The sequence below is a fragment of the Rhizobium sp. 05L429 genome, from assembly GCF_056397645.1.
Window position 1 is genome coordinate 50,902 of the sequence record NZ_JBFTNV010000023.1, and the last position, 23,246, is coordinate 74,147.

General features: G+C 60.7%; 22 protein-coding genes. 20 read left to right on the plus strand and 2 right to left on the minus strand.

Annotated features, from left to right (window positions below; all coding sequences use genetic code 11):
• The first annotated feature begins 23 nt into the window (after positions 1–23).
• Both AC1DNW_RS22505 and AC1DNW_RS22510 read left to right on the plus strand, forming a co-directional pair.
• Positions 24–1,148: a branched-chain amino acid ABC transporter substrate-binding protein gene (locus tag AC1DNW_RS22505; RefSeq protein ID WP_477854423.1), complete on the plus strand. Its 1,125-nt coding sequence runs from the start codon at positions 24–26 to the stop codon at positions 1,146–1,148.
• A gap of 159 nt (positions 1,149–1,307) precedes the next feature.
• A complete protein-coding gene (locus tag AC1DNW_RS22510; RefSeq protein WP_113311265.1) occupies positions 1,308–2,276 on the plus strand; it encodes a 2-hydroxyacid dehydrogenase in 969 nt (322 codons plus the stop codon).
• Between the two features lie 20 nt (positions 2,277–2,296).
• Here the strand turns inward: AC1DNW_RS22510 and AC1DNW_RS22515 are convergent, their stop codons facing one another.
• Both AC1DNW_RS22515 and AC1DNW_RS22520 read right to left on the minus strand, forming a co-directional pair.
• Positions 2,297–3,208 carry a response regulator gene (locus tag AC1DNW_RS22515; protein ID WP_477854424.1) on the minus strand — a complete coding sequence of 304 codons (912 nt, stop codon included), beginning with the start codon at positions 3,206–3,208 and terminating at the stop codon, positions 2,297–2,299.
• Positions 3,201–6,584 carry a hybrid sensor histidine kinase/response regulator gene (locus AC1DNW_RS22520; protein WP_477854425.1) on the minus strand — a complete coding sequence of 1,128 codons (3,384 nt, stop codon included), beginning with the start codon at positions 6,582–6,584 and terminating at the stop codon, positions 3,201–3,203. Before AC1DNW_RS22520 ends, AC1DNW_RS22515 begins: the two co-directional genes overlap by 8 nt.
• A 180-nt stretch (positions 6,585–6,764) precedes the next feature.
• Between AC1DNW_RS22520 and AC1DNW_RS22525 the strand changes: the two genes are divergently transcribed.
• From AC1DNW_RS22525 to ureG, 18 genes are all read left to right on the plus strand, one after another.
• Positions 6,765–8,669, plus strand: coding sequence for an acid phosphatase (locus AC1DNW_RS22525; protein WP_477854426.1), 1,905 nt, complete (start codon positions 6,765–6,767; stop codon positions 8,667–8,669).
• 182 nt (positions 8,670–8,851) lie between these two features.
• Positions 8,852–10,144 (plus strand): urea ABC transporter substrate-binding protein, encoded by a 1,293-nt coding sequence (gene urtA / locus AC1DNW_RS22530; protein WP_477854427.1) that lies wholly within the window; start codon positions 8,852–8,854, stop codon positions 10,142–10,144.
• Positions 10,145–10,248: 104 nt separating this feature from the next.
• Positions 10,249–11,868 carry an urea ABC transporter permease subunit UrtB gene (gene urtB / locus AC1DNW_RS22535; RefSeq protein ID WP_477854428.1) on the plus strand — a complete coding sequence of 540 codons (1,620 nt, stop codon included), beginning with the start codon at positions 10,249–10,251 and terminating at the stop codon, positions 11,866–11,868.
• Positions 11,865–13,028, plus strand: coding sequence for an urea ABC transporter permease subunit UrtC (gene urtC / locus AC1DNW_RS22540; RefSeq protein WP_477854429.1), 1,164 nt, complete (start codon positions 11,865–11,867; stop codon positions 13,026–13,028). Before urtB ends, urtC begins: the two co-directional genes overlap by 4 nt.
• 4 nt (positions 13,029–13,032) lie before the next feature.
• Positions 13,033–13,788: an urea ABC transporter ATP-binding protein UrtD gene (gene urtD / locus AC1DNW_RS22545; protein WP_113311270.1), complete on the plus strand. Its 756-nt coding sequence runs from the start codon at positions 13,033–13,035 to the stop codon at positions 13,786–13,788.
• A 1-nt stretch (position 13,789) separates the two neighbouring features.
• Positions 13,790–14,485, plus strand: a complete 696-nt coding sequence (gene urtE, locus AC1DNW_RS22550) for an urea ABC transporter ATP-binding subunit UrtE (protein ID WP_113311271.1) — start codon at positions 13,790–13,792, stop codon at positions 14,483–14,485.
• A gap of 175 nt (positions 14,486–14,660) precedes the next feature.
• Positions 14,661–15,485 (plus strand): urease accessory protein UreD, encoded by an 825-nt coding sequence (locus AC1DNW_RS22555; RefSeq protein WP_113311272.1) that lies wholly within the window; start codon positions 14,661–14,663, stop codon positions 15,483–15,485.
• Between the two features lie 20 nt (positions 15,486–15,505).
• Positions 15,506–15,808 (plus strand): urease subunit gamma, encoded by a 303-nt coding sequence (locus AC1DNW_RS22560; RefSeq protein WP_113299763.1) that lies wholly within the window; start codon positions 15,506–15,508, stop codon positions 15,806–15,808.
• A 9-nt stretch (positions 15,809–15,817) separates the two neighbouring features.
• On the plus strand, positions 15,818–16,069 hold the full coding sequence (locus AC1DNW_RS22565) for a DUF1272 domain-containing protein (protein WP_477854430.1): 252 nt from the start codon (positions 15,818–15,820) through the stop codon (positions 16,067–16,069).
• A gap of 10 nt (positions 16,070–16,079) precedes the next feature.
• Positions 16,080–16,385: an urease subunit beta gene (locus tag AC1DNW_RS22570; protein ID WP_477854431.1), complete on the plus strand. Its 306-nt coding sequence runs from the start codon at positions 16,080–16,082 to the stop codon at positions 16,383–16,385.
• Positions 16,386–16,412: 27 nt separating this feature from the next.
• The gene (locus AC1DNW_RS22575) at positions 16,413–16,823 is read left to right on the plus strand and encodes a lysozyme inhibitor LprI family protein (RefSeq protein WP_113311275.1); all 411 of its coding nucleotides are present in this window, start codon (positions 16,413–16,415) and stop codon (positions 16,821–16,823) included.
• Positions 16,824–16,839: 16 nt separating this feature from the next.
• Positions 16,840–17,463, plus strand: a complete 624-nt coding sequence (locus AC1DNW_RS22580; protein WP_113311314.1) for a Urease operon accessory protein — start codon at positions 16,840–16,842, stop codon at positions 17,461–17,463.
• A gap of 3 nt (positions 17,464–17,466) precedes the next feature.
• Positions 17,467–19,179, plus strand: a complete 1,713-nt coding sequence (gene ureC / locus AC1DNW_RS22585) for an urease subunit alpha (RefSeq protein ID WP_113311276.1) — start codon at positions 17,467–17,469, stop codon at positions 19,177–19,179.
• Positions 19,180–19,200: 21 nt separating this feature from the next.
• Positions 19,201–19,875, plus strand: coding sequence for a TIGR02117 family protein (locus tag AC1DNW_RS22590; RefSeq protein ID WP_477854467.1), 675 nt, complete (start codon positions 19,201–19,203; stop codon positions 19,873–19,875).
• 406 nt (positions 19,876–20,281) lie between these two features.
• Positions 20,282–21,145 carry a GGDEF domain-containing protein gene (locus AC1DNW_RS22595; RefSeq protein ID WP_113299758.1) on the plus strand — a complete coding sequence of 288 codons (864 nt, stop codon included), beginning with the start codon at positions 20,282–20,284 and terminating at the stop codon, positions 21,143–21,145.
• A gap of 96 nt (positions 21,146–21,241) precedes the next feature.
• Positions 21,242–21,844 carry an urease accessory protein UreE gene (locus AC1DNW_RS22600; protein ID WP_113311277.1) on the plus strand — a complete coding sequence of 201 codons (603 nt, stop codon included), beginning with the start codon at positions 21,242–21,244 and terminating at the stop codon, positions 21,842–21,844.
• Between the two features lie 6 nt (positions 21,845–21,850).
• Positions 21,851–22,522 (plus strand): urease accessory protein UreF, encoded by a 672-nt coding sequence (locus AC1DNW_RS22605; RefSeq protein WP_113311278.1) that lies wholly within the window; start codon positions 21,851–21,853, stop codon positions 22,520–22,522.
• Positions 22,523–22,609: 87 nt separating this feature from the next.
• Complete coding sequence (ureG, locus tag AC1DNW_RS22610; protein ID WP_477854432.1) at positions 22,610–23,221, plus strand: urease accessory protein UreG; 612 nt, start codon at positions 22,610–22,612, stop codon at positions 23,219–23,221.
• Positions 23,222–23,246: the final 25 nt, after the last annotated feature.

A 23,246-nucleotide genomic window follows, 5' to 3' on the forward strand; every position in this document is an offset into this window, starting at 1 on the left:
GCCCAAAAATTGGGAGTAACAATATGAAGAAGTCTCTCTTGTCAGCGGTGGCACTGACGGCGATCGTCGCTTTCGGCGGCATCGCACGAGCTGACATCCTGATCGGCGTTGGTGGCCCGCTCACAGGCCCGAACGCTGCATTCGGCGCACAGCTGCAGAAGGGTGCCGAGYAGGCAGCTGCCGACATCAATGCTGCTGGTGGCATCAACGGCGAGCAGATCAAGATCGAACTMGGCGACGACGTTTCCGACCCGAAGCAGGGCATCTCCGTTGCCAACAAGTTCGTTGCTGACGGCGTGAAGTTCGTTATCGGTCACTTCAACTCGGGCGTTTCCATCCCGGCTTCTGAAGTTTACGCCGAGAACGGCATTCTCGAAATCACCCCGGCTGCTACCAACCCTGTTTTCACCGAGCGCGGCCTGTGGAACACCTTCCGCACCTGCGGTCGTGACGACCAGCAGGGCGCGATTGCCGGCAAGTATCTGGCCGACCACTTCAAGGACGCCAAGATCGCCGTCATTCACGACAAGACTCCTTACGGCCAGGGTCTCGCTGACGAAACCAAGAAGGCTCTGAATGCCGCTGGTGTCACCGAAGCCATGTACGAAGGCGTGAACGTCGGCGACAAGGACTTCTCGGCTCTCATCGCAAAGATGAAGGAAGCCGGTGTTTCCATCATCTATTGGGGTGGTCTGCACACCGAAGCCGGTCTCATCATCCGCCAGTCGGCCGACCAGGGCCTGAAGGCAGCGCTCGTTTCGGGTGACGGTATCGTCTCGAACGAACTTGCTTCCATCGCTGGTGACGCAGTTGCCGGTACGCTGAACACATTCGGCCCGGATCCGACGGTCAACCCGGCCAACAAGGACCTCGTTGCGAAGTTCAAGGCTGCCGGCTTCAACCCGGAAGCTTACACGCTCTATTCCTACGCTGCTCTGCAGACAATCGCTGCTGCTGCCAAGGCTGCCGGTTCTACGGACGCTGAAGCCGTTGCTGCGGCCATGAAGGAAAAGGGTCCGTTCCCGACCGTTCTCGGCGACATCTCCTTCGACGGAAAGGGCGACCCGAAGCTTCCGGGCTACGTCATGTACGAATGGAAGAAGGGCGACGACGGCAAGTACAGCTACTTCCAGAAGGCTGAGAAGTAAGCCTCTGGCAGTGATGCCTGTTATGGAAGCCCGGTCATCGACCGGGCTTCTTTCGTTTCGCCTCCGCAGTTCAAGATCTCAGTCTTTACGGGTTCGAAAGCCATTCCATTCCTGGCCTTCATGGCCTAAGCCAGAGGCAAGGATGGAGGATCCAGATTCATGCCAAACCCCCGCATTCTCGTCACCCGGCGCTGGCCTGCCGCGGTAGAGGCCGTGCTCGCAGAGCGCTTCGACCTGACGCTCAACAGAGATGATGTACCGCTTGCTGAAAGCGAATTGCGTCAGGCGCTGGCGGATTATGATGCCGTGCTCCCGACCGTTTCCGACAAGCTGCCGGCAGCGGTCTTTGCCGGGGATGTCCGTACGAAAATCCTCGGCAATTTCGGGGTCGGCTTCAATCACATCGATATCGCCAGTGCCAAGGCGAAGGGCATCGTGGTGACGAACACGCCTGGGGTCCTGACCGATTGCACGGCTGATATCGCCATGCTGCTCCTGCTGTCMGTCGCGCGCCGCGGCGGGGAGGGCGAGCGTCAGGTGCGCGCCGGTGAATGGAAGGGTTGGTGCCCGACGCATATGGTCGGTACGAAGGTGACCGGGAAGACCGTCGGCATTATCGGCTTCGGCCGGATCGGCAAGGCTTTCGCGCAGCGTTGCCATTTCGGTTTCGGCATGGACATCGTGTTCTACAACCGCTCACAGGTCGATCCGGCGGAGGCGGCTCGCTATGGTGCACGTCAGCTTGCTTCGGTGGAGGAGGTGCTTGCGGCTTCCGATTTCACCTCGCTGCATTGCCCAGGCGGAGCAGAAAACCGGCATCTGATGAACGCGGCGCGGTTTGCGGCAATGAAGCCAGGCGCCTTTCTCATCAATACGGCACGCGGCGACGTGGTCGATGAGACAGCGTTGATTGCAGCGCTTGATAAAGGCACGATCCGCGGCGCAGGGCTCGACGTCTACGAGGCGGAGCCGCATGTGCCTGAAGCGTTACGGCGGATGGAGAATGTCGTTCTGTTGCCGCATCTCGGCAGCGCGACGGAGGAAACCCGCACAGCGATGGGAATGAAGGTCGTGGAGAATGTGACAGCGTTCTTTGAGGGGCGAGACGTTCCGGACCGCGTGGTTTAAGGCGCGGCGCCGGCTATCCCTCACATTTCATGCAACACATGCGCCGCCTTCACGGCGGCGGATGCTCTGTTCTCCACACCGAGTTTCACGTAKATCTGCTCCAGGTGCTTGTTCACCGTGCGCGCGGAGAGACMGAGAATTTCGCCGATATCACGGTTAGCCTTACCCTTGGCGATCCACATGAGCACTTCGGATTCGCGCTGCGTCAGCAAGAAGTGCTGGCGCAGGACCTGGTCGTCGTTGCGCTTGTTGGCGGCCGTCAGGCGGAACAGATACTCGTCCGGGCCGATGGCGCCAAGGAAGGCGAGTTGCAGCGCTGCTTGACCTGCATGTGCGATCGAGATGAGGGCATCGCGGGCGGCAGCGGCGCGCTCTTTCATCCAGTTGCCGATCGTGCGGGAGACGACTTCCATGCCGTCATCGCTGCCCATGGCGGCGTTGACGAGGCGGGTTGCCTGCGGCGTGGACCAGTGGATTGCGCCATTGCCCTTCACCGCGAGCAGATGGCGGCCGGCAGCATCGAGCGCCACGCGCGCGCTCTGTGCCGAGCGGGCATTGCGCAGATGAACGCGGATGCGGGCGCGCAATTCGTCGATGTTGATCGGCTTCGACAAATAGTCGACCCCGCCTGATTCCAGAGCATGCACGACATGCTCGGTTTCGGTCAGCCCGGTCATGAAGATAACAGGCACCTGGGCGACTGCGGCATTGGCCTTCAGCCGGCGGCAAGTCTCGAAGCCGTCCATCAAGGGCATGACCGCATCGAGCAGGATGAGATCGGGCGTGATGCGCTCGACGATGTTGAGCGCGGCTGCGCCCGATGTGGCGATCAGCACGGAAAAGCCCGACTGTTCCAGCGCATCGGTCAGGAAGCCGAGAGCCTCCGGCGAATCATCGACCAGCAGAACGATGTCGCGGGGAAGCTCAGCCAACGGTTTCACCTTTTTCTTCGAATTTGTGCAGGAAATCCATGAAGCCGGCGAGATCGAAGGCGGCGACATAGGAATGGAGTTTCTCTGTGAATGGCTGATTTGCCTCTACTTTGGCAAGGTCGGCGAGCTTGGCTTCTATGCCTCTGATATAGCCGATCTCGCCGAGGCGAAGCAGTTCATGCACATGCGCGGCACCTGGGCTCTTCAGCGGCATGGGGGCGATCACCGGCGCCGGCGCCTGATCGTCGGCATAAAGCCATTTCAGGCCGAGATGCAGAGCCAGCTTGTCACGCAGTTGCTTGATATCAACAGGTTTGCCGATCGCATCATTGTGGCTGTCATCGCTGTCGCTGTGTGCGGCGGCATCACCGATATTGGCTGACAGCATCAGGATCGGTGCAGTGCGTCCAGTCTCGCGCAGCCGGGAGACTAGCTGCCAGCCATTCATGCCGGGCATGGAGATATCGACAAGAAACAGATCCGGCTCGATGCCTTCAACCAGCGTCAGGCAATCCGGGCCGGTCGCCGCCGTCAGCACGATGAAATCGAGGGGGACCAGGATTTCGCGCATCATCTCGCGATGATCCTCATTGTCGTCGACAACGACGATGGTGCGGCGCGGACCGTCATAGCTGACGATCTTTTTCTCCTGCGGCGGTGCTGCGGGACGCATCACTGCCGACAGCATGAGGCGGACGCGGAAGGTGGAGCCCTTGTCTTTCTCGCTGGTGACGGAGATTTCGCCGCCGAGCGTGTTGGTCAGAAGGCGGGTGATAGTGAGGCCAAGCCCGAGGCCTGGCATGGGCCGCACGCTTTCCGCCTCTCCACGCTGGAAGGGCTCGTAAATACGCGTCAGGTCCTTCTCGGCGATGCCACGACCGGTGTCGGAGACGGTGAAGGTCGCGACCTGGCTGCGATAGGCGACATCGAAGGTGACGCTGCCTTCGTCAGTGAATTTGATGGCGTTGGAGAGGAGATTTACGAGGATCTGGCGCAGCCGCTTCTCGTCGGTGCGCACGAATTGCGACAGGGCCTGCGAGCGCTCATGAATGAAGGACAGGCCCTTTGCCTGCGCCTGCGGCCGAAACATGTCGACGATCTGGTCGAGGAAGTCCTGGATATTGATCTCGTTCGAATAGACCTGCAGGCGGCCGGCCTCGATCTTCGAGATATCCAGAAGGCCATCGATGAGGCCGGAAAGATGCTCGGCGCTGCGGCGGATCACCTTGATGGAAGAGTGGCGCGGCGCAGGGATCGTCTCATCACGTTCGAGGATCTGGGCATAACCGAGGACGGCATTCAGCGGCGTGCGCAGTTCGTGGCTGAGACCCACGACATAGCGGCTCTTGGCGCGGTTGGCGGCCTCGGCCGTTTCCTTGGCGCTCTGGAGGGCGGCATCGGTCTTTTTGTGAGCAGCGATCTCTTTGAGAAGCAGCGTGTTCTGGCGAGACGATTCTTCTTCGGCAACGACGCGGCTGTCATGTGCGAGCACATAGAACCAGCAGGCGATGCCGGCGATGACCGAAAAGACGAAGAAGACGATCAGAATTGTGCGGTTGACGACTTCGGCGGTCTCTGGTGAGGCCGAGGCGACCTGATGCGCGATCATCGCAAGGATTGCGCCCACGGCCGTCAATGCAAGCGCCACCGCGATGCCATAGCGGCCGAGGCGGGTCGTCAGTTTCTGGACGATGTTTGCCGGCAGCAGGGTCTTAGCGACGGCGCCGACCTGTGCGTTCAAACGCGCGTTCGGCTTGCACATGTCGTGGCACCGGCTGTCGAGCGAGCAGCAGAGCGAGCAGATCGGCGCGGCATAAGCCGGGCACCAGGCCATGTCTTCCGGTTCAAAGGGATGTTCGCAGACGGAGCAGGTGATAGCAGTCAGCTTCTTCCAGGCGTGCCGCGGCTTGCGGGCGAGATAGAATTTGCCTTTGGTTGCCCAGGCGATGGCGGGCGAGGCGATCAGCGCGATGACGAGTGTGATGTAAGGCGCAAGCGATGCCGCGACCGAGCCGAAGAGGCCGAAATGGGCAACCAGCGCGATGCCGGCAGACAGCGTCATGGCGCCGAGGCCGACTGGATTGATGTCGTAAAGATGGGCGCGCTTGAACTCGATGCCGGGAGGGGCAAGGCCGAGCGGCTTGTTGATGAATAGGTCGGCCGAGATCGTGCAGAGCCATGCCATGGCGATGATCGAGAAGATGCCGAGCGTTTCCTCGAGCAACCTGTAGATGCCGAGTTCCATCAACAACAGCGCGATTGCCACGTTGAAGACCAGCCAGATGACCCGGCCGGGGTGGCTGTGGGTTAGCCGTGAGAAGAAGTTCGACCAGGCGAGCGAACCGGCATAGGCATTCATCACATTGATCTTCAGCTGCGAGACGACCACGAAGGCAGCCATCAGCAGTAGGGCGGCATTGTGCCAGGGGATCATGTAGCCGAAGGCGGTCAGATACATCTGTGCCGGGTCGGCGGCGCGGTCGAGCGGCACGCCCGAGGTAAAGGTCAAAACGACCAGGAAGGAACCGGCAAGCAGCTTCGGTGCACCGATGACGACCCAGCCGGGGCCGGCGAGGAAAATGGCGAGGCGGTGGCGCCACTTGCGCTGTGGGTCGGGCGGCAGGAAGCGCAGGAAGTCCGCCTGTTCGCCGATCTGCGACATGAGCGCCRGGATGACGGCAGAGGCGGCGCCGAATTCGACGAGGTTGAAATCTGCGACCGTGCCGGGCGGGCCGGAGGCGTGGCGGATGCCGGCAAAGGCGCGCCAGACATCGAATTGGCCCCAGTCCAGGAAGGCGATGAAAATGAAGGGCAGGATGTTCAGGATGATCCAGAAAGGCTGGGTCATCAGCTGGAACTTGCTGATGAGCCGCACCCCATGGGTGACGAGCGGGATCACCATGACGGCGCTGATGATGTAGCCGATCCACAAGGGAATGCCGAGCGTCAGCTCCAGCGCGCCGGACATGATCGAGGCCTCGATCGCAAACAGCATGAAGGTGAAGCTTGCATAGATCAGCGAAGTGATTGTGGAGCCGATGTAACCGAAGCCGGCGCCGCGTGTCAGCAGGTCGATGTCGACGCCGTGGCGGATCGCGTAGCGGCTGATCGGCAGGCCGATTGCCAGCATGGCGATGGAGGCGACGACGATGGCGAAGAAGGCATTGGTCGTGCCGTAGGACAGTGTGATGGCGCCGCCGATCGCTTCCAGCGCCAGGAAGGAGATTGCGCCGATCGCCGTCTGCGAGATGCGCTGGGAGGAGAAGCGCCGGGCGCTCTTGGCCGTGAAGCGCAGCGCGTAGTCTTCCAGCGTCTGGTTGGCGACCCAGCGATTATATTCGCGTCTCACCGGAATGATGCGTTGGCGCGCTGTCATGCCCTCTTTCCGGCATCCTGGTTGGGCTCATCGTCTCCATGCCACTTTTGGCGGGACGGGCGGGAAAGGCAAGAGGCGGAGCCCTGGCAGATTCACAGAACGGCAATATTTTTGAAACCGGTCCGTCACATAAGGGCTCTAACTCTCCTGCCGTTCGTTCAACGATTTCGGGTGTCGCCCATGTCTGTCTTAAGCCTTTGCCGTCTGAGCACCGCTCTCGTCTGCCTTCTTTCGATCGTGCCATCGCTTGCCGCCGCCGAGCAGGCCACGACGGCGAAAGCGCCCTATGTGGAGGCCGGAAACACCAACAAGCGGGGCGACGCCTGCTTCTCGACGGCAGACGCCAATGCCGCCGTCCATCTTCTCTCAGGCTTCCTCGAAATCTGGACACCGCGCACGTCGTTCGTCGATGCCGGCGTAGAGGCTCCGGCCAAGGATAATTGTCCTGCTGTTGCCAAGACGGATTGGGACGGCATTCCCTTCAGCAAGACCGACGGCCAGGTCGTCAACAAGCTCGCCCACGATGCGAACATCGCCTATGTCGTCAAAGCGACGCGGGCGCGGACGGACGCTCAGGCGGTTGCCGCCTATCTCGACGATCGGCGGGGCAAGAATGCCAGCATCGTCGACGGCCTCGGTCCGCTGACGGATGCCTGGAAAGCGGGCTCCAAGCAGACCACCACGATCACCGAGGTCGCGGCCGATGCGACGACGGTCAAATACGACGACAAGGGCAATAATCGCGGCGCCGGCAGCAAGCCGGACACCKAAAACAAGACCGACGCCAATCCGGACATGGGCCTTGCCATCGACTTCATCAATGCCGCGAGTGGTGATGGCTCGACGGAGCCCGCCAAGCGTTATTTCAAATATGGCCGTCCCTACCGCTGGAGCCAGGACGTGTCGGTTGTCCCGGCGCTCGAGACCGCCAAGAGCGGTAAGCTGGCCGAAGACGGCGGTTTCCCGAGCGGACACACGGCGGAAGCCTGGCGGGATGCGCTTGCCATGGCCTATCTCGTGCCGCAGCGTTTTCAGGAAATGCTCACGCGCGCCAGCGAACTGGGTGAAGACCGCATCCTTGCCGGCATGCATTCTCCGCTCGACGTGATGGGCGGCCGCATGCTCGGCACTGCCACCGTCGTCTATAATCTGAACAAGGCCGGCAATGCCGCGTTGAAGAGCGATGCTTACGCCCAGGCGCAGGCATGGCTCATTGCCAAATCAGGCGTTGCGGATGCGGGCGCGCTCGAAGTCGTGGCTCATGCAGCGCCGCTGGCCGCAGACCGTTTCGCCGATCATGATGCCAACCGAGCTTATGTGCTTCAACGCCTGAGCTACGGCCTGCCGTCGATCCATGCGACCGATCGGGCGGCCCGCGTGCCGCAGGGCGCCGAAGCGCTTCTCGAAACACGTCTGCCTTATCTCGACGGTGAACAGCGCCGCGACGTGCTGAAGACGACGGAGGTTGCCTCCGGCTACCCGCTCCTCGATGACGCGGAAGGTTACGGTCGCCTCAACCTGTTTGCCGCCGCCGATGGCTACGGCGCCTTCGAACAGGATGTGACCGTGAGGATGGATGCGGCAAGGGGCGGCTTCAACGCGATCGACACCTGGCGCAACGACATCGGCGGCAAGGGCAGGCTGGTGAAGGGCGGCAGCGGCATCCTCGGGCTATCAGGCGCCAACAGCTATGCTGGCGGCACGGTGCTGGAGGAAGGCGTGCTGGTGGCAGGCTCGCCCTCGGCCTTCGGCACCGGCGGACTGTCCGTGAATGGCGGTTCTCTCGTTCTGGCAGCAGACAAGCCCTTGATCGTAGGCGGCGAATACCAGCAGTTCGCCAATGCCACGGCGAAGCCGACGCTCGGTGCTGACGGGGCAGGCACGGTGGTCATCGCGGGCAAGGCGGCGCTCGCCGGCACTCTCGACGTGACACTTGCCTCGGGCTACGCCCCGGCGGCCGGAACGAAGATCGAGATCCTGAAGGCGGGAGCCGTCACCGGCATCTTCGACAAGTTCACCCTCTCCGGCCACAAGGCGACCCTTTCCTACGGCCCGACATCGGTCACCTTGACGATCGGCGGATAATATCAAACCGACAGGGCATGCCCTCCGCGGGATGCCCTGTCTTGTCCTTGCCTGCCCGTTTGCCCCTGCCGCCTACATCATTTTGCGTATGTGTTTTTGCGCTGCAGCACCCGATAGTCCTCTCGGCAACAGTTAATTTCCGTTTCCGGCCTGTTGCGGAACAAGAAGAGGGGATCAACCATATGAATCTCAAATCCACCCTTAGGGGCGCAGCACTTGGCGCCGTCATGGCGGCATCGGCTGCCTTCCACGGTGCGATTGCCGCCGACGATACGATCAAGGTCGGCGTGCTGCACTCGCTTTCCGGCACGATGGCGATTTCCGAAACCACGCTGAAAGACGCCATGCTGATGCTCATCGATGAGCAGAACAAGAAGGGCGGCCTTCTCGGCAAGAAGCTTGAGGCCGTCGTCGTCGATCCGGCTTCCGATTGGCCGCTCTTTGCGGAAAAGGCGCGCGAGCTGATCGAGAAGGACAAGGTTGCGGCCGTTTTCGGTTGCTGGACCTCCTCTTCACRCAAGTCGGTGCTGCCCGTCTTCGAAGAGCTGAACTCGCTGCTTTTCTACCCGGTTCAGTACGAAGGTGAAGAATCCTCGCGCAACATCTTCTACACCGGTGCCGCGCCGAACCAGCAGGCGATCCCTGCGGTCGACTACCTGATGAAGAATGAAGGCGTTAAGCGCTTCGTGCTCGAAGGCACCGACTATGTCTATCCGCGCACGACCAACAAGATCGTCGAAGCCTATCTCGAATCCAAGGGCATTCCGAAGGAAGACATCCTGATCAACTACACGCCATTCGGCTTCTCCGACTGGCAGACGGAAGTCTCGAAGATCAAGGAATTCGGTGCAGCCGGCAAGAAGACCGCCGTCGTTTCCACCATCAATGGTGACGCCAACGTTCCCTTCTACAAGGAACTCGGCAACCAGGGCGTCAAGGCGACCGACATTCCGGTCGTCGCCTTCTCGGTCGGCGAAGAAGAGCTTGCCGGTCTCGACACCAAGCCGCTCGTCGGCCACCTGGCGGCGTGGAACTACTTTGAATCGGTCGATACGCCGATCAACAAGAAGTTCATCAAGGAATGGCACGCCTATACCAAGAACGACAAGCGCGTGACCAACGACCCGATGGAAGCTGCCTATATCGGCTTCAACGCCTGGGTTAAGGCCGTTCAGGCTGCCGGCACGACCGATACGGATGCCGTACTCGACCACATTATCGGCGTCTCCGTTCCGAACCTCTCCGGTGGCACTGCGACAGTCATGCCGAACCACCACATCACCAAGCCGGTGCTGATCGGTGAAATTCAGGCCGACGGCCAGTTCGAAATCGTCCAGCAGACCCCCGCGGTCGTCGGCGACGAATGGTCCGACTTCCTGCCGGACTCCAAGGATCTGATCTCCGATTGGCGCAAGCCTATGAACTGCGGCAACTTCAACGTTGCCACTGGCAAGTGCGGCGGCAAGGGTTCCTGAGTTAGCCGCTCCGACACGAGCCTCCAAGACTTCCGTCCGGATTTCAAATCCGGGCGGAAGCTCTGTCCCCAGCGGTTGCCAGGATAATTTAGGCGGGAAAGCCGATGTATCGCGCCATCAAGATCTTTCTTTTGACTGTTTGCCTGACACTCACGGGGCTAACGGCCGGTCTGAAGGCCCAGGATGATGTCCACGCCCTTGTCGATGCGCTTGGCGTTGGCGGTTTTCCGGAGCGTGAAGCGGCCATCAAGGCGCTCGTCGCTTCCAAGGATGCGCATGTCAGCCAGATATTGCAGCAGCTGAGCGACGGCCTGCTTTACGTCAATTCGGACGAGGGCGGTCCCGTGCTCCTGCAGGGCGGCACGGATGACGAGCCGACCTATTCCGATCCGCTCACCGGCGCGGCTGTGGCCGACATTGATCCCGACACGATGTCGAAGGTCAGGGTCAACAATTCGGTGCGCACGCTCATTGCCAGCCAGATGAGCCAGCTGACGTTGCTGAGCCCCGATCGCGGCGCTCGCTTTGCGGCTGCCCAGGGCCTTCTGAAAGATGCCGATCCAGCCAATCTCGATCTGCTGAACTCCGCATTGGCGGATGAAAAGGACGCCGAGATCAAGAGCACCATGGAAGCGGCCCGCGCCGTTATGGTGCTGAAGAGCGATATGAGCGCCGAGGAGAAGAAGGCTGCCATCGATACGGTCGCAGCCCGCGGCGGCCGCGATGTGCTGACCATTCTGACCACGGCGCTGGCAACGGCTCCCGATGATCTCAAGCCCGCTATTCAGGCGCATATTTCCACCATCAACCGCAGCCTGGCTCTCTGGAATATCGTTCAGAACGTCTGGTACGGACTGTCGCTAGGTTCGGTGCTGCTGCTTGCGGCGATCGGCCTTGCCATCACCTTCGGCGTGATGGGCGTCATCAACATGGCGCATGGCGAAATGGTGATGATCGGAGCTTACACGACCTATGTCGTGCAGGAATACATAACCTCGACCTTCCCCGGCATGGCGGATTATTCGCTGGCCTTTGCCGTGCMCGCCGCTTTCATCTTCACCGGTTTCGTCGGCCTCGTCATCGAACGATCCGTGATCCGCTATCTCTACGGCCGGCCGCTGGAAACGCTGCTTGCCACCTGGGGCGTGTCGCTGATCCTCCAGCAGGCGGTGCGTACGGTCTTCGGCCCGACCAATCGCGAGGTTCGCAATCCGAGCTGGATGTCGGGTGCTTTCGAGTTCGGCGGTTTGGCGATCACCTGGAACCGTCTGTGGATCATCGTCTTCTCGATGGCGGTTTTCRTGGCGTTGCTGATGCTGTTGAAGCGCTCCGCCTTCGGCCTGCAGATGCGTGCCGTCACCCAGAACCGCCGCATGGCTTCGTCCATGGGTATCCGCACCGGCTGGGTCGACGCCTTCACCTTCGCGCTCGGCTCCGGCATTGCCGGCATGGCGGGTGTGGCGCTCTCGCAGATCGATAACGTCTCGCCGAACCTCGGCCAGAGTTACATCATCGACAGTTTCATGGTCGTGGTCTTCGGCGGTGTCGGCAATCTCTGGGGCACGCTCGTCGGCGCCCTGTCGCTCGGCGTCGTCAACAAGTTTCTCGAGCCCTTTGCCGGCGCCGTGCTCGGCAAGATCCTGGTGCTTGTCCTCATTATTCTCTTCATCCAGAAGCGTCCGCGYGGGCTCTTCGCACTCAAAGGAAGGGCGGTGGAAGCATGATTACGGCCTTCCTTCTCCGGTCTCTCGATCGCCGGATCTCGATTGCCATCGCCATCCTGCTGGCAGTGGCGGTTCTGGTGCCGGTGCTCAATCTGGCCACCGCAGCGGACAACCCGCTGCATGTGCCGACTTACATCATGGCGCTGTTCGGCAAATACCTGACCTATGCGCTGCTGGCGCTGGCGCTCGATCTCGTCTGGGGCTTCTGCGGTATTCTCTCGCTTGGCCATGGCGCGTTCTTCGCGCTCGGCGGTTATGCGATGGGCATGTATCTCATGCGGCAGATCGGGCCGCGCGGCGTTTATGGCGACCCCATCCTGCCTGATTTCATGGTCTTCCTGAACTGGAAGGAACTGCCCTGGTTCTGGTACGGCTTCGACCAGTTCTGGTTTGCGGCGCTGATGGTGCTGCTCGTGCCCGGACTGCTCGCCTTCGTCTTCGGCTGGTTCGCCTTCCGCAGCAGAGTCAACGGCGTCTATCTGTCGATCATCACGCAGGCGATGACTTATGCGCTGTTGCTTGCCTTCTTCCGCAACGACATGGGCTTCGGCGGCAATAACGGCATGACCGATTTCAAGGAAATCCTCGGTTTCAACGTGCAGGCGGACAGTACGCGTGCCACGCTCTTTGCAGCCACGGCGATCTTCCTTGCTCTGTCGCTGATGATTGCCTGGGCCATCGTCCGCTCGAAATTCGGCAAGGTGCTGGTCGGCGTGCGCGATGCGGAAAGCCGCACGCGCTTCCTCGGCTACCGCGTCGAGCATTTCAAGCTCTTCACCTTCGTCGTCTCGGCGATGATGGCAGGCATTGCCGGAGCGCTCTACGTGCCGCAGGTCGGCATCATCAATCCCGGTGAATTCGCGCCGGCCAACTCCATCGAAGTCGTCATCTGGACGGCTGTCGGCGGGCGCGCAACGCTGATCGGGCCGATCATCGGCGCCATCCTCGTCAACGGCGGCAAGACGATCTTTACCGGCCTCTTCCCCGATTACTGGCTCTTTGCGCTCGGCGGTCTCTTCGTGCTCGTCACGCTGCTCCTGCCGAAGGGCATCGTCGGCACGATCGCCCAGCATGTCGGCAAGCGGAAGCCGGTTTCAAATGACGTGCCGCCGGTGGTGGCCGAAGAAGGTGTCGACGCGAAAATCCAGGCTGCGGAGTAGACCCATGATCCCCGACGTCAAACCCAACAGCGTACTCTATCTCAATGGCGTGTCGGTCTCCTTCGACGGATTCAAGGCTTTGAACTCGCTATCGATCGTCATCGAGCCCGGCGAACTCAGGGCCATCATCGGCCCGAACGGTGCCGGCAAGACGACGATGATGGATATCATCACCGGCAAGACCCGGCCCGATGAGGGCGAGGTGTTCTTCAACGGCAATATCGACCTCACCAAGAAGGACGAGGCCGATATCGCTCAGCTCGGCATCGGCCGGAAGTTTCAGAAGCCGACAGTCTTCGAGAGCCACACGGTCTGGGACAATCTGGAGCTTGCGTTGAACCGCCGTCGCACGGTGTTCTCGACGCTGTTCTATCGGCTGTCCGGTGAGGACAAGGCGCGCATCGAGGAGATCCTGGAGACGGTACGGCTGACGCATCGGCGCGACGAATTTGCGGCCAACCTGTCGCATGGCCAGAAGCAGTGGCTGGAGATCGGCATGCTGCTGGCGCAGGAGCCGAAGCTGTTGCTGGTCGATGAACCGGTGGCCGGTATGACCGATGCGGAAACGGCGGAAACGGCCATTCTCCTCAAGGACATCGCCAAGACTCGGTCGGTCGTCGTGGTCGAGCATGACATGGGTTTCATTCGCGATCTCGGTGTGAAGGTGACCTGTCTTGCTGAAGGCTCGGTGCTGGCGGAAGGCTCGATCGATTTTGTGAGCTCCGATCCGAAGGTGATCGAGAACTATCTGGGGCGCTAAGATGCTGACAGTCGAAAACGCAAATCTTCATTATGGCGCAGCGCAGGCGCTACGCGGCATCTCCGTCAAGGCGGAGATGGGAAAGATTACCTGCGTGCTGGGGCGTAACGGCGTGGGGAAGAGTTCTCTTCTGCGCGCCGTTACGGGCCAGCATCCCCTTTCGGCCGGCACGATTACCTTCAACGATGCGAAGTTGAACGGGTTGCCGCCCTTTGCCCGCGCCAAACAGGGCATCGGCTATGTGCCACAGGGGCGCGAAATCTTCCCTCTTTTGACCGTCAAGGAAAACCTCGAAACCGGCTTTGCTCCGCTTGGCCGCCGCGACCGCAATATCCCTGATGATATCTTCAGTCTCTTCCCGGTGCTGAAGTCGATGTTGTCGCGTCGCGGCGGCGATCTCTCGGGCGGGCAGCAGCAGCAGCTGGCGATCGGCCGCGCCATGGTCACGCGTCCGAAGATCCTGGTGCTCGACGAGCCGACCGAGGGCATCCAGCCGTCGATCATCAAGGATATCGGCCGGGCGATACGCTATTTGCGCGATTCCACCGGCATGGCGATCCTGCTGGTCGAGCAATATCTCGATTTCTGCCGCGAGCTTGCCGACTATGTCTACATCATGGACCGCGGCGAGATCGTGCACGAAGGTCTTGCCGAAACTTTGGACACGTCGGAAGCGCGCCGCCATCTGACTGTGTGATCTTTCTGGTGATCGCGCTGGCAGATGCCGCATTTTGCGGCAAATGCCTTTCGCGCCATCCGGATCGTCCGTGGGCCACAGGCTTTCGGAATGCGGCACGGGACTTGCTTTCCTGCAGTCACCAGACACATTCAACGCAAAGTGCCAGACAGAACGGCATCTGTACGGGGGTGGCATGACAGGCGCGGCGGCGGGCACGACAAGACTGCAGAGAGCGGAAGGACGCGGGCATCTCGCTGCCAAGGTGCAAGGCGGGCGCACGCGGATCCACGAGCTCTATCAGGAAGGCGCGGCGAAGATTCGCTTGCCGGATACGTTCAATGCGTCGATGGAGGCTGTCATCATCAATACGGCCGGCGGATTGACCGGTGGCGACCGCATGAACTGGAGCGTATCGGCCGGGGCGGGCACGCGCATCGATGTCACAACGCAAGCCTGCGAGAAGATCTACAAGGCGTCGACCGGTACGGCCGAGGTCACGACGCAGATCCAGGTCGGGCCGGGCGCCCGCGTCGACTGGCTGCCGCAGGAAACCATTCTCTTCGATCGCGCCTCGCTGTTTCGCCGTCTGGATGTCGATCTCGACGACAGCGCCGAGTTTCTGGCCGTCGAGGCCATTCTGCTCGGGCGCAAGGCGATGGGCGAGACGATGGAGATGGGCCTGTTTCGCGATCGCTGGCGCATCCGCCGGTCCGGCCGGCTGATCCATGCCGAGGAACTGCGCCTCTCCGATGCCGTGGCGCTGCTTGCGGCAGAGCAGGCGGTGCTCGGCGGACAGGTGGCCTTTGCGACGGTTCTTTATGCCGGGCCGATGTCGGAAGCCTATCTTTCCAAGGTGCGGCCGCTGGTCGATGGGCATATGGGTGGCGCGAGTGCGTGGAGCGACAAGATCGTCGTGCGCCTTGCCGCAGCTGATGGCTTTGCGCTCAGAAAAATCCTGATCCCGGTCATTTCCGCCTTGCGCAACGGAGCGCCTGTGCCGAAAGTCTGGAATCTATAAGTTCAACAAGCAGGTAGACGATGAACCTCACTCCGAGAGAAAAAGACAAGCTGTTGATTTCCATGGCGGCCATGGTGGCGCGACGGCGGCTGGAGCGCGGCGTGAGACTGAACTATCCGGAAGCGATCGCGCTCATCAGCGATTTCGTCGTGGAAGGGGCGCGCGATGGCCGCCCGGTCGCCGAGTTGATGGAAGCCGGTGCCCATGTCATTGGGCGCGACCAGGTGATGGAAGGCATTGCCGAGATGATCCACGACGTGCAGGTCGAGGCGACATTCCCTGACGGAACGAAGCTGGTCACCGTACACGAACCGATCCGCTGAGGGGGCATCATGCTGGAGCTTCGACCGAACTGCGAATGCTGTGACAAGGATCTGCCGCCCGACAGCGCGGAAGCGATGATCTGCACGTTCGAATGCACCTTCTGTGCGGATTGCGTCGGGAACGTCTTGAAGGGTGTCTGCCCGAATTGCGGCGGCAATCTCGTTATCAGGCCCATCCGGCCCGCGGCGAAACTTGCCAACAATCCGGCTTCCGCCAAGCGTGTTCTGAAGGCCGAGGGCTGTGCGTCCAAGGCGGCTTAAGGAGAGATAGATGATCMCTGGCGAAATCATTGCCGCTGATGGCGAGATCGAGCTCAATGCCGGTGTGCCGACCGTCACACTCGATGTCTCCAATACCGGCGACCGCCCCGTACAGGTCGGCAGCCACTATCATTTTGCCGAGACCAATGCCGGCCTGTCCTTCGATCGCGACAAGGCCCACGGTATGCGGCTCGATATTCCCGCCGGCACCGCCGTGCGCTTCGAGCCGGGCCAGACCCGATCGGTGACACTCATTCCGCTGTCCGGCAAACGTGAGATCTATGGCTTCCGCCAGCTCGTCATGGGCCGGCTCTAAATAAAAGAAAATGACGGGAGGAGATACATGCGCTTGAAGATCGGGCTCATCGGTGCGGCCCTGATGCTGTTTGCCGCCGGTGGCGTTAATGCGGAGGACGTGGACTGCGACAATGCAGAGACGCAGTCCGACATGACCAGTTGCGCGCAGGCGCGTTATGACGAGGCCGACAAGGGGCTTAATGCCCAGTATAAGCTGACACGTGCCGCTATGGCGACGATCGACGAGGATCTCGATGGTGACATGAAGGGCGCCGAGCAGGCGCTCCTCAAGGCACAGCGCGCCTGGATCAACTATCGCGACGCGCAGTGCGAAAACTATGGCTTCCAGGCTCGCGGCGGCACGATGGAGCCGATGCTGGTGGCGGGCTGCCTCGCCGACCTGACCGATCTTAGAACCAAAGAGCTCAAAGCGCTCGCCGATGGAATGGGCCAGTAAGGTGGGCAGGTCGATCATGATCGTGGGCAACGGCGACGTGGGAGAAGGAGGGGCAGAGATCATCGATGCTGCCGACTTCGTCATCCGCTTCAACGAGTGCCGCTCCTATGGCACTGGCGGCACGCGCACCGACGTGGTGGCCGTGTGCAATACCGGTCGGCCCGGCAAGGCCATGATCAGTTCCGAGAGCTGGCGCATCCATCCGGGCGTTGTCGAGGCCTCTGAAATCTGGGGCGTGCGCGATCCCGCGAAGTTTGCGGCGATGCGCGGGCCGCTTGCCGTTTCGCATCCCGAACTCGATGATTTTTGCGACGACTATACCGATCAATTCAGCGACTTCTGTGCCGAAGCCGGCAAGCTGCATAGGGTCGTTGACAAACGGATTCATGAAGCCGTCGATCAGGCGCTTTCTGCCTTCTCGCCGGCGCCTTACGTCGTGCCGAGCAGCGGCATGATCGTGATCGGCGAAGTACTCGACAGATTTCCCGGTGACGAGGTGACACTCGCAGGCTTCGGCCATGTGGGCTGGGAATGGCATCCTTTCGCCGCCGAGAAGCAACTCGTCGACTCCCATATTGCGGCGGGCCGTCTAAGGCGGCTTGCCGGAAAACAATTCGCCTCTTCCTCCCAAGGAGCCTGATAGATGCCCTACAAGATCTCCCGCAAGGCCTACGCCGGCATGTTCGGTCCAACCACCGGCGACAAGGTCCGCCTTGCCGATACGGAGCTTTTCATCGAGATCGAAAAGGACTTCACCACCTATGGCGAAGAGGTGAAGTTCGGCGGCGGGAAGGTCATCCGTGATGGCATGGGCCAGAGCCAGGTGACGCGGGCAGATGGTGCGGTCGATACGGTCATCACCAATGCCGTCATCATCGACCATACCGGCATTTACAAGGCCGATATCGGCTTGAAGGACGGGCGCATCGCGGCGATCGGCAAGGCCGGCAATCCGGATGTGCAGCCCGGCGTCAACATCATCGTCGGTCCGGGCACGGAAGCAATTGCCGGTGAAGGCAAGATCGTGACGGCCGGCGGCATGGACAGCCATATCCATTTCATCGCCCCGCAGCAGATCGAGGAAGCGCTGATGAGCGGCGTGACCTGCATGCTCGGCGGCGGCACCGGGCCTGCGCATGGCACGCTGGCAACGACCTGCACGCCAGGTCCCTGGCATATTGCCCGCATGATCGAGGCAGCAGATGCCTTTCCGATGAACCTTGCCTTTGCCGGCAAGGGCAATGCCTCGCTGCCGGGCGCGCTGGTCGAAATGGTGCTTGCCGGCGCCACTTCGCTGAAGCTGCACGAGGATTGGGGCACKACGCCCGGCGCCATCGACTGCTGCCTGTCGGTTGCCGACGAGTATGACGTGCAGGTGATGATCCATACGGATACGCTGAACGAAAGCGGCTTCGTAGAGGATACGATTGGCGCCATCAAGGGCCGCACCATTCATGCCTTCCATACGGAAGGTGCGGGTGGCGGCCACGCGCCCGATATCATCAAGATCTGCGGCCAGCCCAACGTCATTCCGTCGTCCACCAATCCGACACGGCCCTATACGGTCAACACCATCGCCGAGCATCTCGACATGCTGATGGTCTGCCATCACCTGTCCTCGTCGATCCCCGAGGATATCGCCTTTGCCGAAAGCCGTATCCGCAAGGAGACGATCGCGGCCGAAGACATCCTGCACGATATTGGCGCCTTTTCGATCATCTCGTCGGACAGCCAGGCCATGGGCCGTGTCGGCGAAGTGCTGATCCGCACCTGGCAGACGGCCGACAAGATGAAGCGCCAGCGTGGCAGCCTGAAGGAAGAAAAGGGAGACAACGACAATTTCCGCGTCCGTCGCTATGTCGCCAAATACACGATCAATCCGGCGATCGCGCACGGCCTGTCGCACGAGATCGGCTCCATCGAAGTCGGCAAGCGTGCCGACCTCGTCCTATGGAACCCGGCCTTCTTCGGCGTGAAGCCGGATATGGTGCTGCTCGGTGGCTCCATTGCCGCCGCACCGATGGGCGATCCGAACGCTTCCATCCCGACGCCGCAGCCGGTGCATTATCGGCCGATGTTTGCCTCCTTCGGCAAGAGCCTGACGAATTCCTCAGTTACTTTCGTTTCGCAGGCTTCGCTCGATGCCGGTATCAAGGGCCGCCTTGGCGTCGCCAAGGATCTCGTTGCCGTCAGGAACACCCGCGGCGGCATCTCCAAGGCATCGATGATCCACAACGACCTGACACCTCATATCGAGGTCGACCCGGAGACTTACGAGGTGCGGGCGAATGGCGAGTTGCTGACCTGCGAACCGGCAACAGTGCTGCCGATGGCGCAGCGTTATTTCCTGTTCTGAGGTTGTTCGTCCATGGGCGGCTTGAAACTGGCAGCGCGGTGGCTGACGAGGGCAATCGCGCTGCTTTTGTTCCTGGCGGCTGCCGGGACCTTCGTTCCAAGGCCGCTCCTCGTTGCAGCCAACGCTTCTCCCGATACGACATCCTCGCAACGCATTCTTTTGCTTTCCGGCCCGATCCATACGGATATCGCGATCCCGCTCGACGATCGGCTTAGGGCCTCCTTTTCGTTCCTGGAAGACGCCGGCATTCCGGTGAGTGATCCCGCTGCACAATGGCTGATCTTCGGATGGGGTGGCCGCTCATTCTATCTCGAAACGCCGACCTGGGGCGATCTGAAGCCGATGCCGGTGTTTCGTGCGCTGACGATCGACAGGTCGGTGATGCATGTCGATGTCGCCGGAAGCATCTCCGAAACCCACCCGGCCGTGACGGTTCTCAATGTMGATGGCGAACGGTTCGAGCAACTGGTCGGCTTCATCAATGACAGTTTCGTCAGGGAGAATGGAACCACCCTGCCGATCGGGGAACCGGGATATGGCGACTACGACAGGTTCTTCGAGGCGAAGGGCTATTTCAATGCGCTGTTCGGCTGCAATACATGGACTGCAGCGACATTGCGGGCGGGCGGTTTGCGAACCGGTTTTTGGAACCCGCTGCCGCAGACTTTGGTGCTCTCGCTTGGCCTCTATAATTGAAGTTGAAGGCTCCTCCTCAACCTCGGCGGCCGTGATGGCGCTGCTTTATTTTCCGTTTTAACTCTTGTCTTTTTGCCGCCAGGTCCCGCATTGTTGCTCTTGAAGTGAAGTCTGAGCATCACTCTCTGTTTGGTTGTGGAAATCTATGGATAGACTGTGATTTTTCAGCCATAGACCATTCTGAAACACGTGCTCATCGGCTCGTATAAAATACATTTAAAATCAAATTCTTAGATGTGTCTCTCACCGTGGTAGGTCCTGTCCCGAAAAGTTGCATCTCCTGCTAGAAAAAACAGATTGGCTGAATCCCCTGAAATCACTCGAATTTTAGCGATTGGATTAAGACCCCCGCAGCAATTGCGACCCTATCAATGCCGAGGAAACGCGGGCAGGAAGGTCGATTCTCATGGAAAATTGGATATCGCTTCAGGCTGATCTGGGCAGTTTCGAGCATCGCAAAACCGTTTATACTTTTGCGCTGAAGATGAGTTTTCTGGCGGTTATCCTGTCCGGCTTCATCATCATGATCATTCTGCCTCCGCTCAACTTCATGGGAATGCTGCCGATCACCCTTGGGCATGCGATGATCTTTGCCATTATTCTTTCCTGGCTGATCGGCGGAATGGTCTCGGGCGTGCTGTCGCTCGTTGCAGGTTTCGCCATTCATGATTTGACCGTCTCGCGTGCGAAGTTCGAAAAGCTCAGCCGTACCGATACGCTGTCGGGGCTCTTGAACCGGCGCGCTTTTACCGATGCCCTGGAGAAAGTCGACGGCGACGCTTGTCTCGCCATTTTCGACGTCGATCGTTTCAAGGCGATCAACGACCGTTTCGGCCATGGCTGTGGTGACGCCGTCATTACTGCCGTCTCGGCGATGCTCTCGGCCGCTTTTGACGGCGCGTCGGTCGTGGCGCGACTCGGCGGCGAGGAGTTCGGTATCGTCGTTCAGGGCGGAGCGCCGGAGGAGCGGGTGGCGCGCATAGAAGCCGTGAGGGCACAGATTGCGGCGCGGCCGATTCCGGCGGATGGGCACAATGTCACCATCACGATATCAGGCGGCATTGCCGATCTCCATGAGGGACGCGACAAGGAGGCGGTTTATGCCTCTGCCGATAAGGCGCTCTATCTCGCCAAGGCGCTCGGCCGCAATCGTGTCGTTCATGAGCGGGAAGGGCTGAACCATGCCTGGCACGGCCTCGTCGAAAACGGCCTTGGCGTGCAGGGTATCGGGCCTGACGAGGCAAGCCTACTGCAGGCATCCGGAATCTAGAGCCTTTCCTGACTGGCCGTTTACGAAACGTGCATTGGTGCTTGCATCGCGAAGGGCTATTTTGCATGGTCTAGGTCCCAGTTTAACGGATATGTCATGCAGCGCGTCACATCTTATCTCCCCGCCGGCACCCCTTCCTCTCACCCGACCGCACAGGTCAAGCTGCCGCACGATCTGCGGCACCTGCGCCGCAAGCTCCTGCATCTGGAGAACGGCGAGATGGTGATGCTCGATCTCAAGGATCCGGTGCTTTTCGCCAATGGCGACATGCTGGTTCGCGAGGACGGCGAGTTGATCGAAATCCTTGCCGCCGACGAGAAGCTGTTCGAAGTCCGCGGTCGCGACCGTGTGCATCTGGTCGAACTCGCCTGGCATCTCGGCAACCGTCATCTCGCGGCCCAGATCGAGGAGGATCGCATCGTGATCCTGCGCGATCATGTCATCCGCACGATGCTGCAGGGACTGGGCGCGATGGTGCTCGATATCAACGAACCCTTCCAACCGGCGCGCGGCGCCTATCATTCCCAGGGCGGACATTCGCACGGGCATGATCATCACGATCACGGACATAACCATGATCATGATCATCACGACCACGAGCACCATGACCACGCGCATCATGAACATGGGCACGATCATCACGACCATGACCACGAGCATGGTCACAACCACGACCACAGCCATCATAAGCACGATTGAAGCCTGATGGCTGAGGATCGTGAGCTGCAGGCTTTGCTGCGCCTGACGGCATGGCTTTCGCCGGCTTTTCCCATCGGCTCCTTTGCCTATTCCGGCGGCCTTGAGCGGGCGGTCGCCGATGGGCTCGTCAACGGTGCCGTCATGCTGCGGCGCTGGCTGGAGACGCTGACCGGCAATGGCTCGGTCTGGAACGATGCGGTCCTCTTTGCCGAAAGCCATCGCGGTCATGACGACGCCGATCGTCTTTCGGAGCTTGCCGAACTTGCCGAAGCGCTTGCCGGGTCGCGTGAGCGGCATCAGGAAACCATGCTGCTCGGCGAGGCCTTCCTCATCGCCGCGCAAGCGTGGCCGGACGATGTACTCGGCCGGCTGCCGAAGAAGGCAGCCTATCCGATCGCCGTCGGCGCGGTAACGGGCGCGCACGGCATTCAGCTGGAGAAGGCACTTGCCGCCTTTCTGCACGCCTATCTCTCCCAGTCCGTTTCCGCCGGCATCCGGCTCGGTGTTGCCGGACAGAAGGACGGTGTTGCGATCCTCGCCGGGCTGGAGGAGCATGTGATTGATATTGCCGCGCGTGCAGCGCGCTCCAGCCTTGACGATCTGGGTTCTGCAACGGTTCAGGCTGATATAGCGGGACTTCGGCATGAGACGCAGCAGACGCGGCTGTTCCGCTCCTGAACGAGACTTATCCTGATATCTGCGTCATTTGACGGTGGCGAGAAACCGGCGCTTCGCTATCATCCGGCTTCGATTGGAGTAAGACATATGAAATCAAGAAACGGACCCTTGCGCGTCGGCATCGGCGGGCCTGTTGGCTCGGGCAAGACGGCGCTGACCGAAAAGCTCTGCAAGGCGATGCGCGACGACTATTCCGTCGCTGTCGTAACCAATGATATCTATACGACTGAGGATGCCGAAGCGCTGGTGCGCATGCAGGCGCTGCCGTCCGAGCGCATCGTMGGCGTCGAGACCGGCGGCTGCCCGCATACGGCCATCCGCGAGGATGCGACGATCAACCTGCAAGCCATCGCGGGGCTCAATGAGCGAATCCCGGATCTCGACGTGGTCTTCATCGAATCCGGCGGCGATAATCTGGCGGCGACGTTCTCGCCCGATCTCGCCGATATCACCATCTATGTGATCTCCGTCTGCCAGGGCGAGGAAATCCCGCGAAAGGGCGGGCCGGGCATTACCCGATCCGACCTTCTTGTCATCAACAAGAAGGATCTGGCGCCTTATGTCGGCGCCGACCTCGATGTGATGGACCGCGACKCGACGCGCATGCGGGCGACCCGCCCTTTCGTCTTCTCCGACATGAAGCGTGGCGACGGCATCAGTTCTATCGTCGACTTCCTGCGGGTGCAGGGCGGTCTCTAGATGTGGAACGTCAAGGGTTCCACAT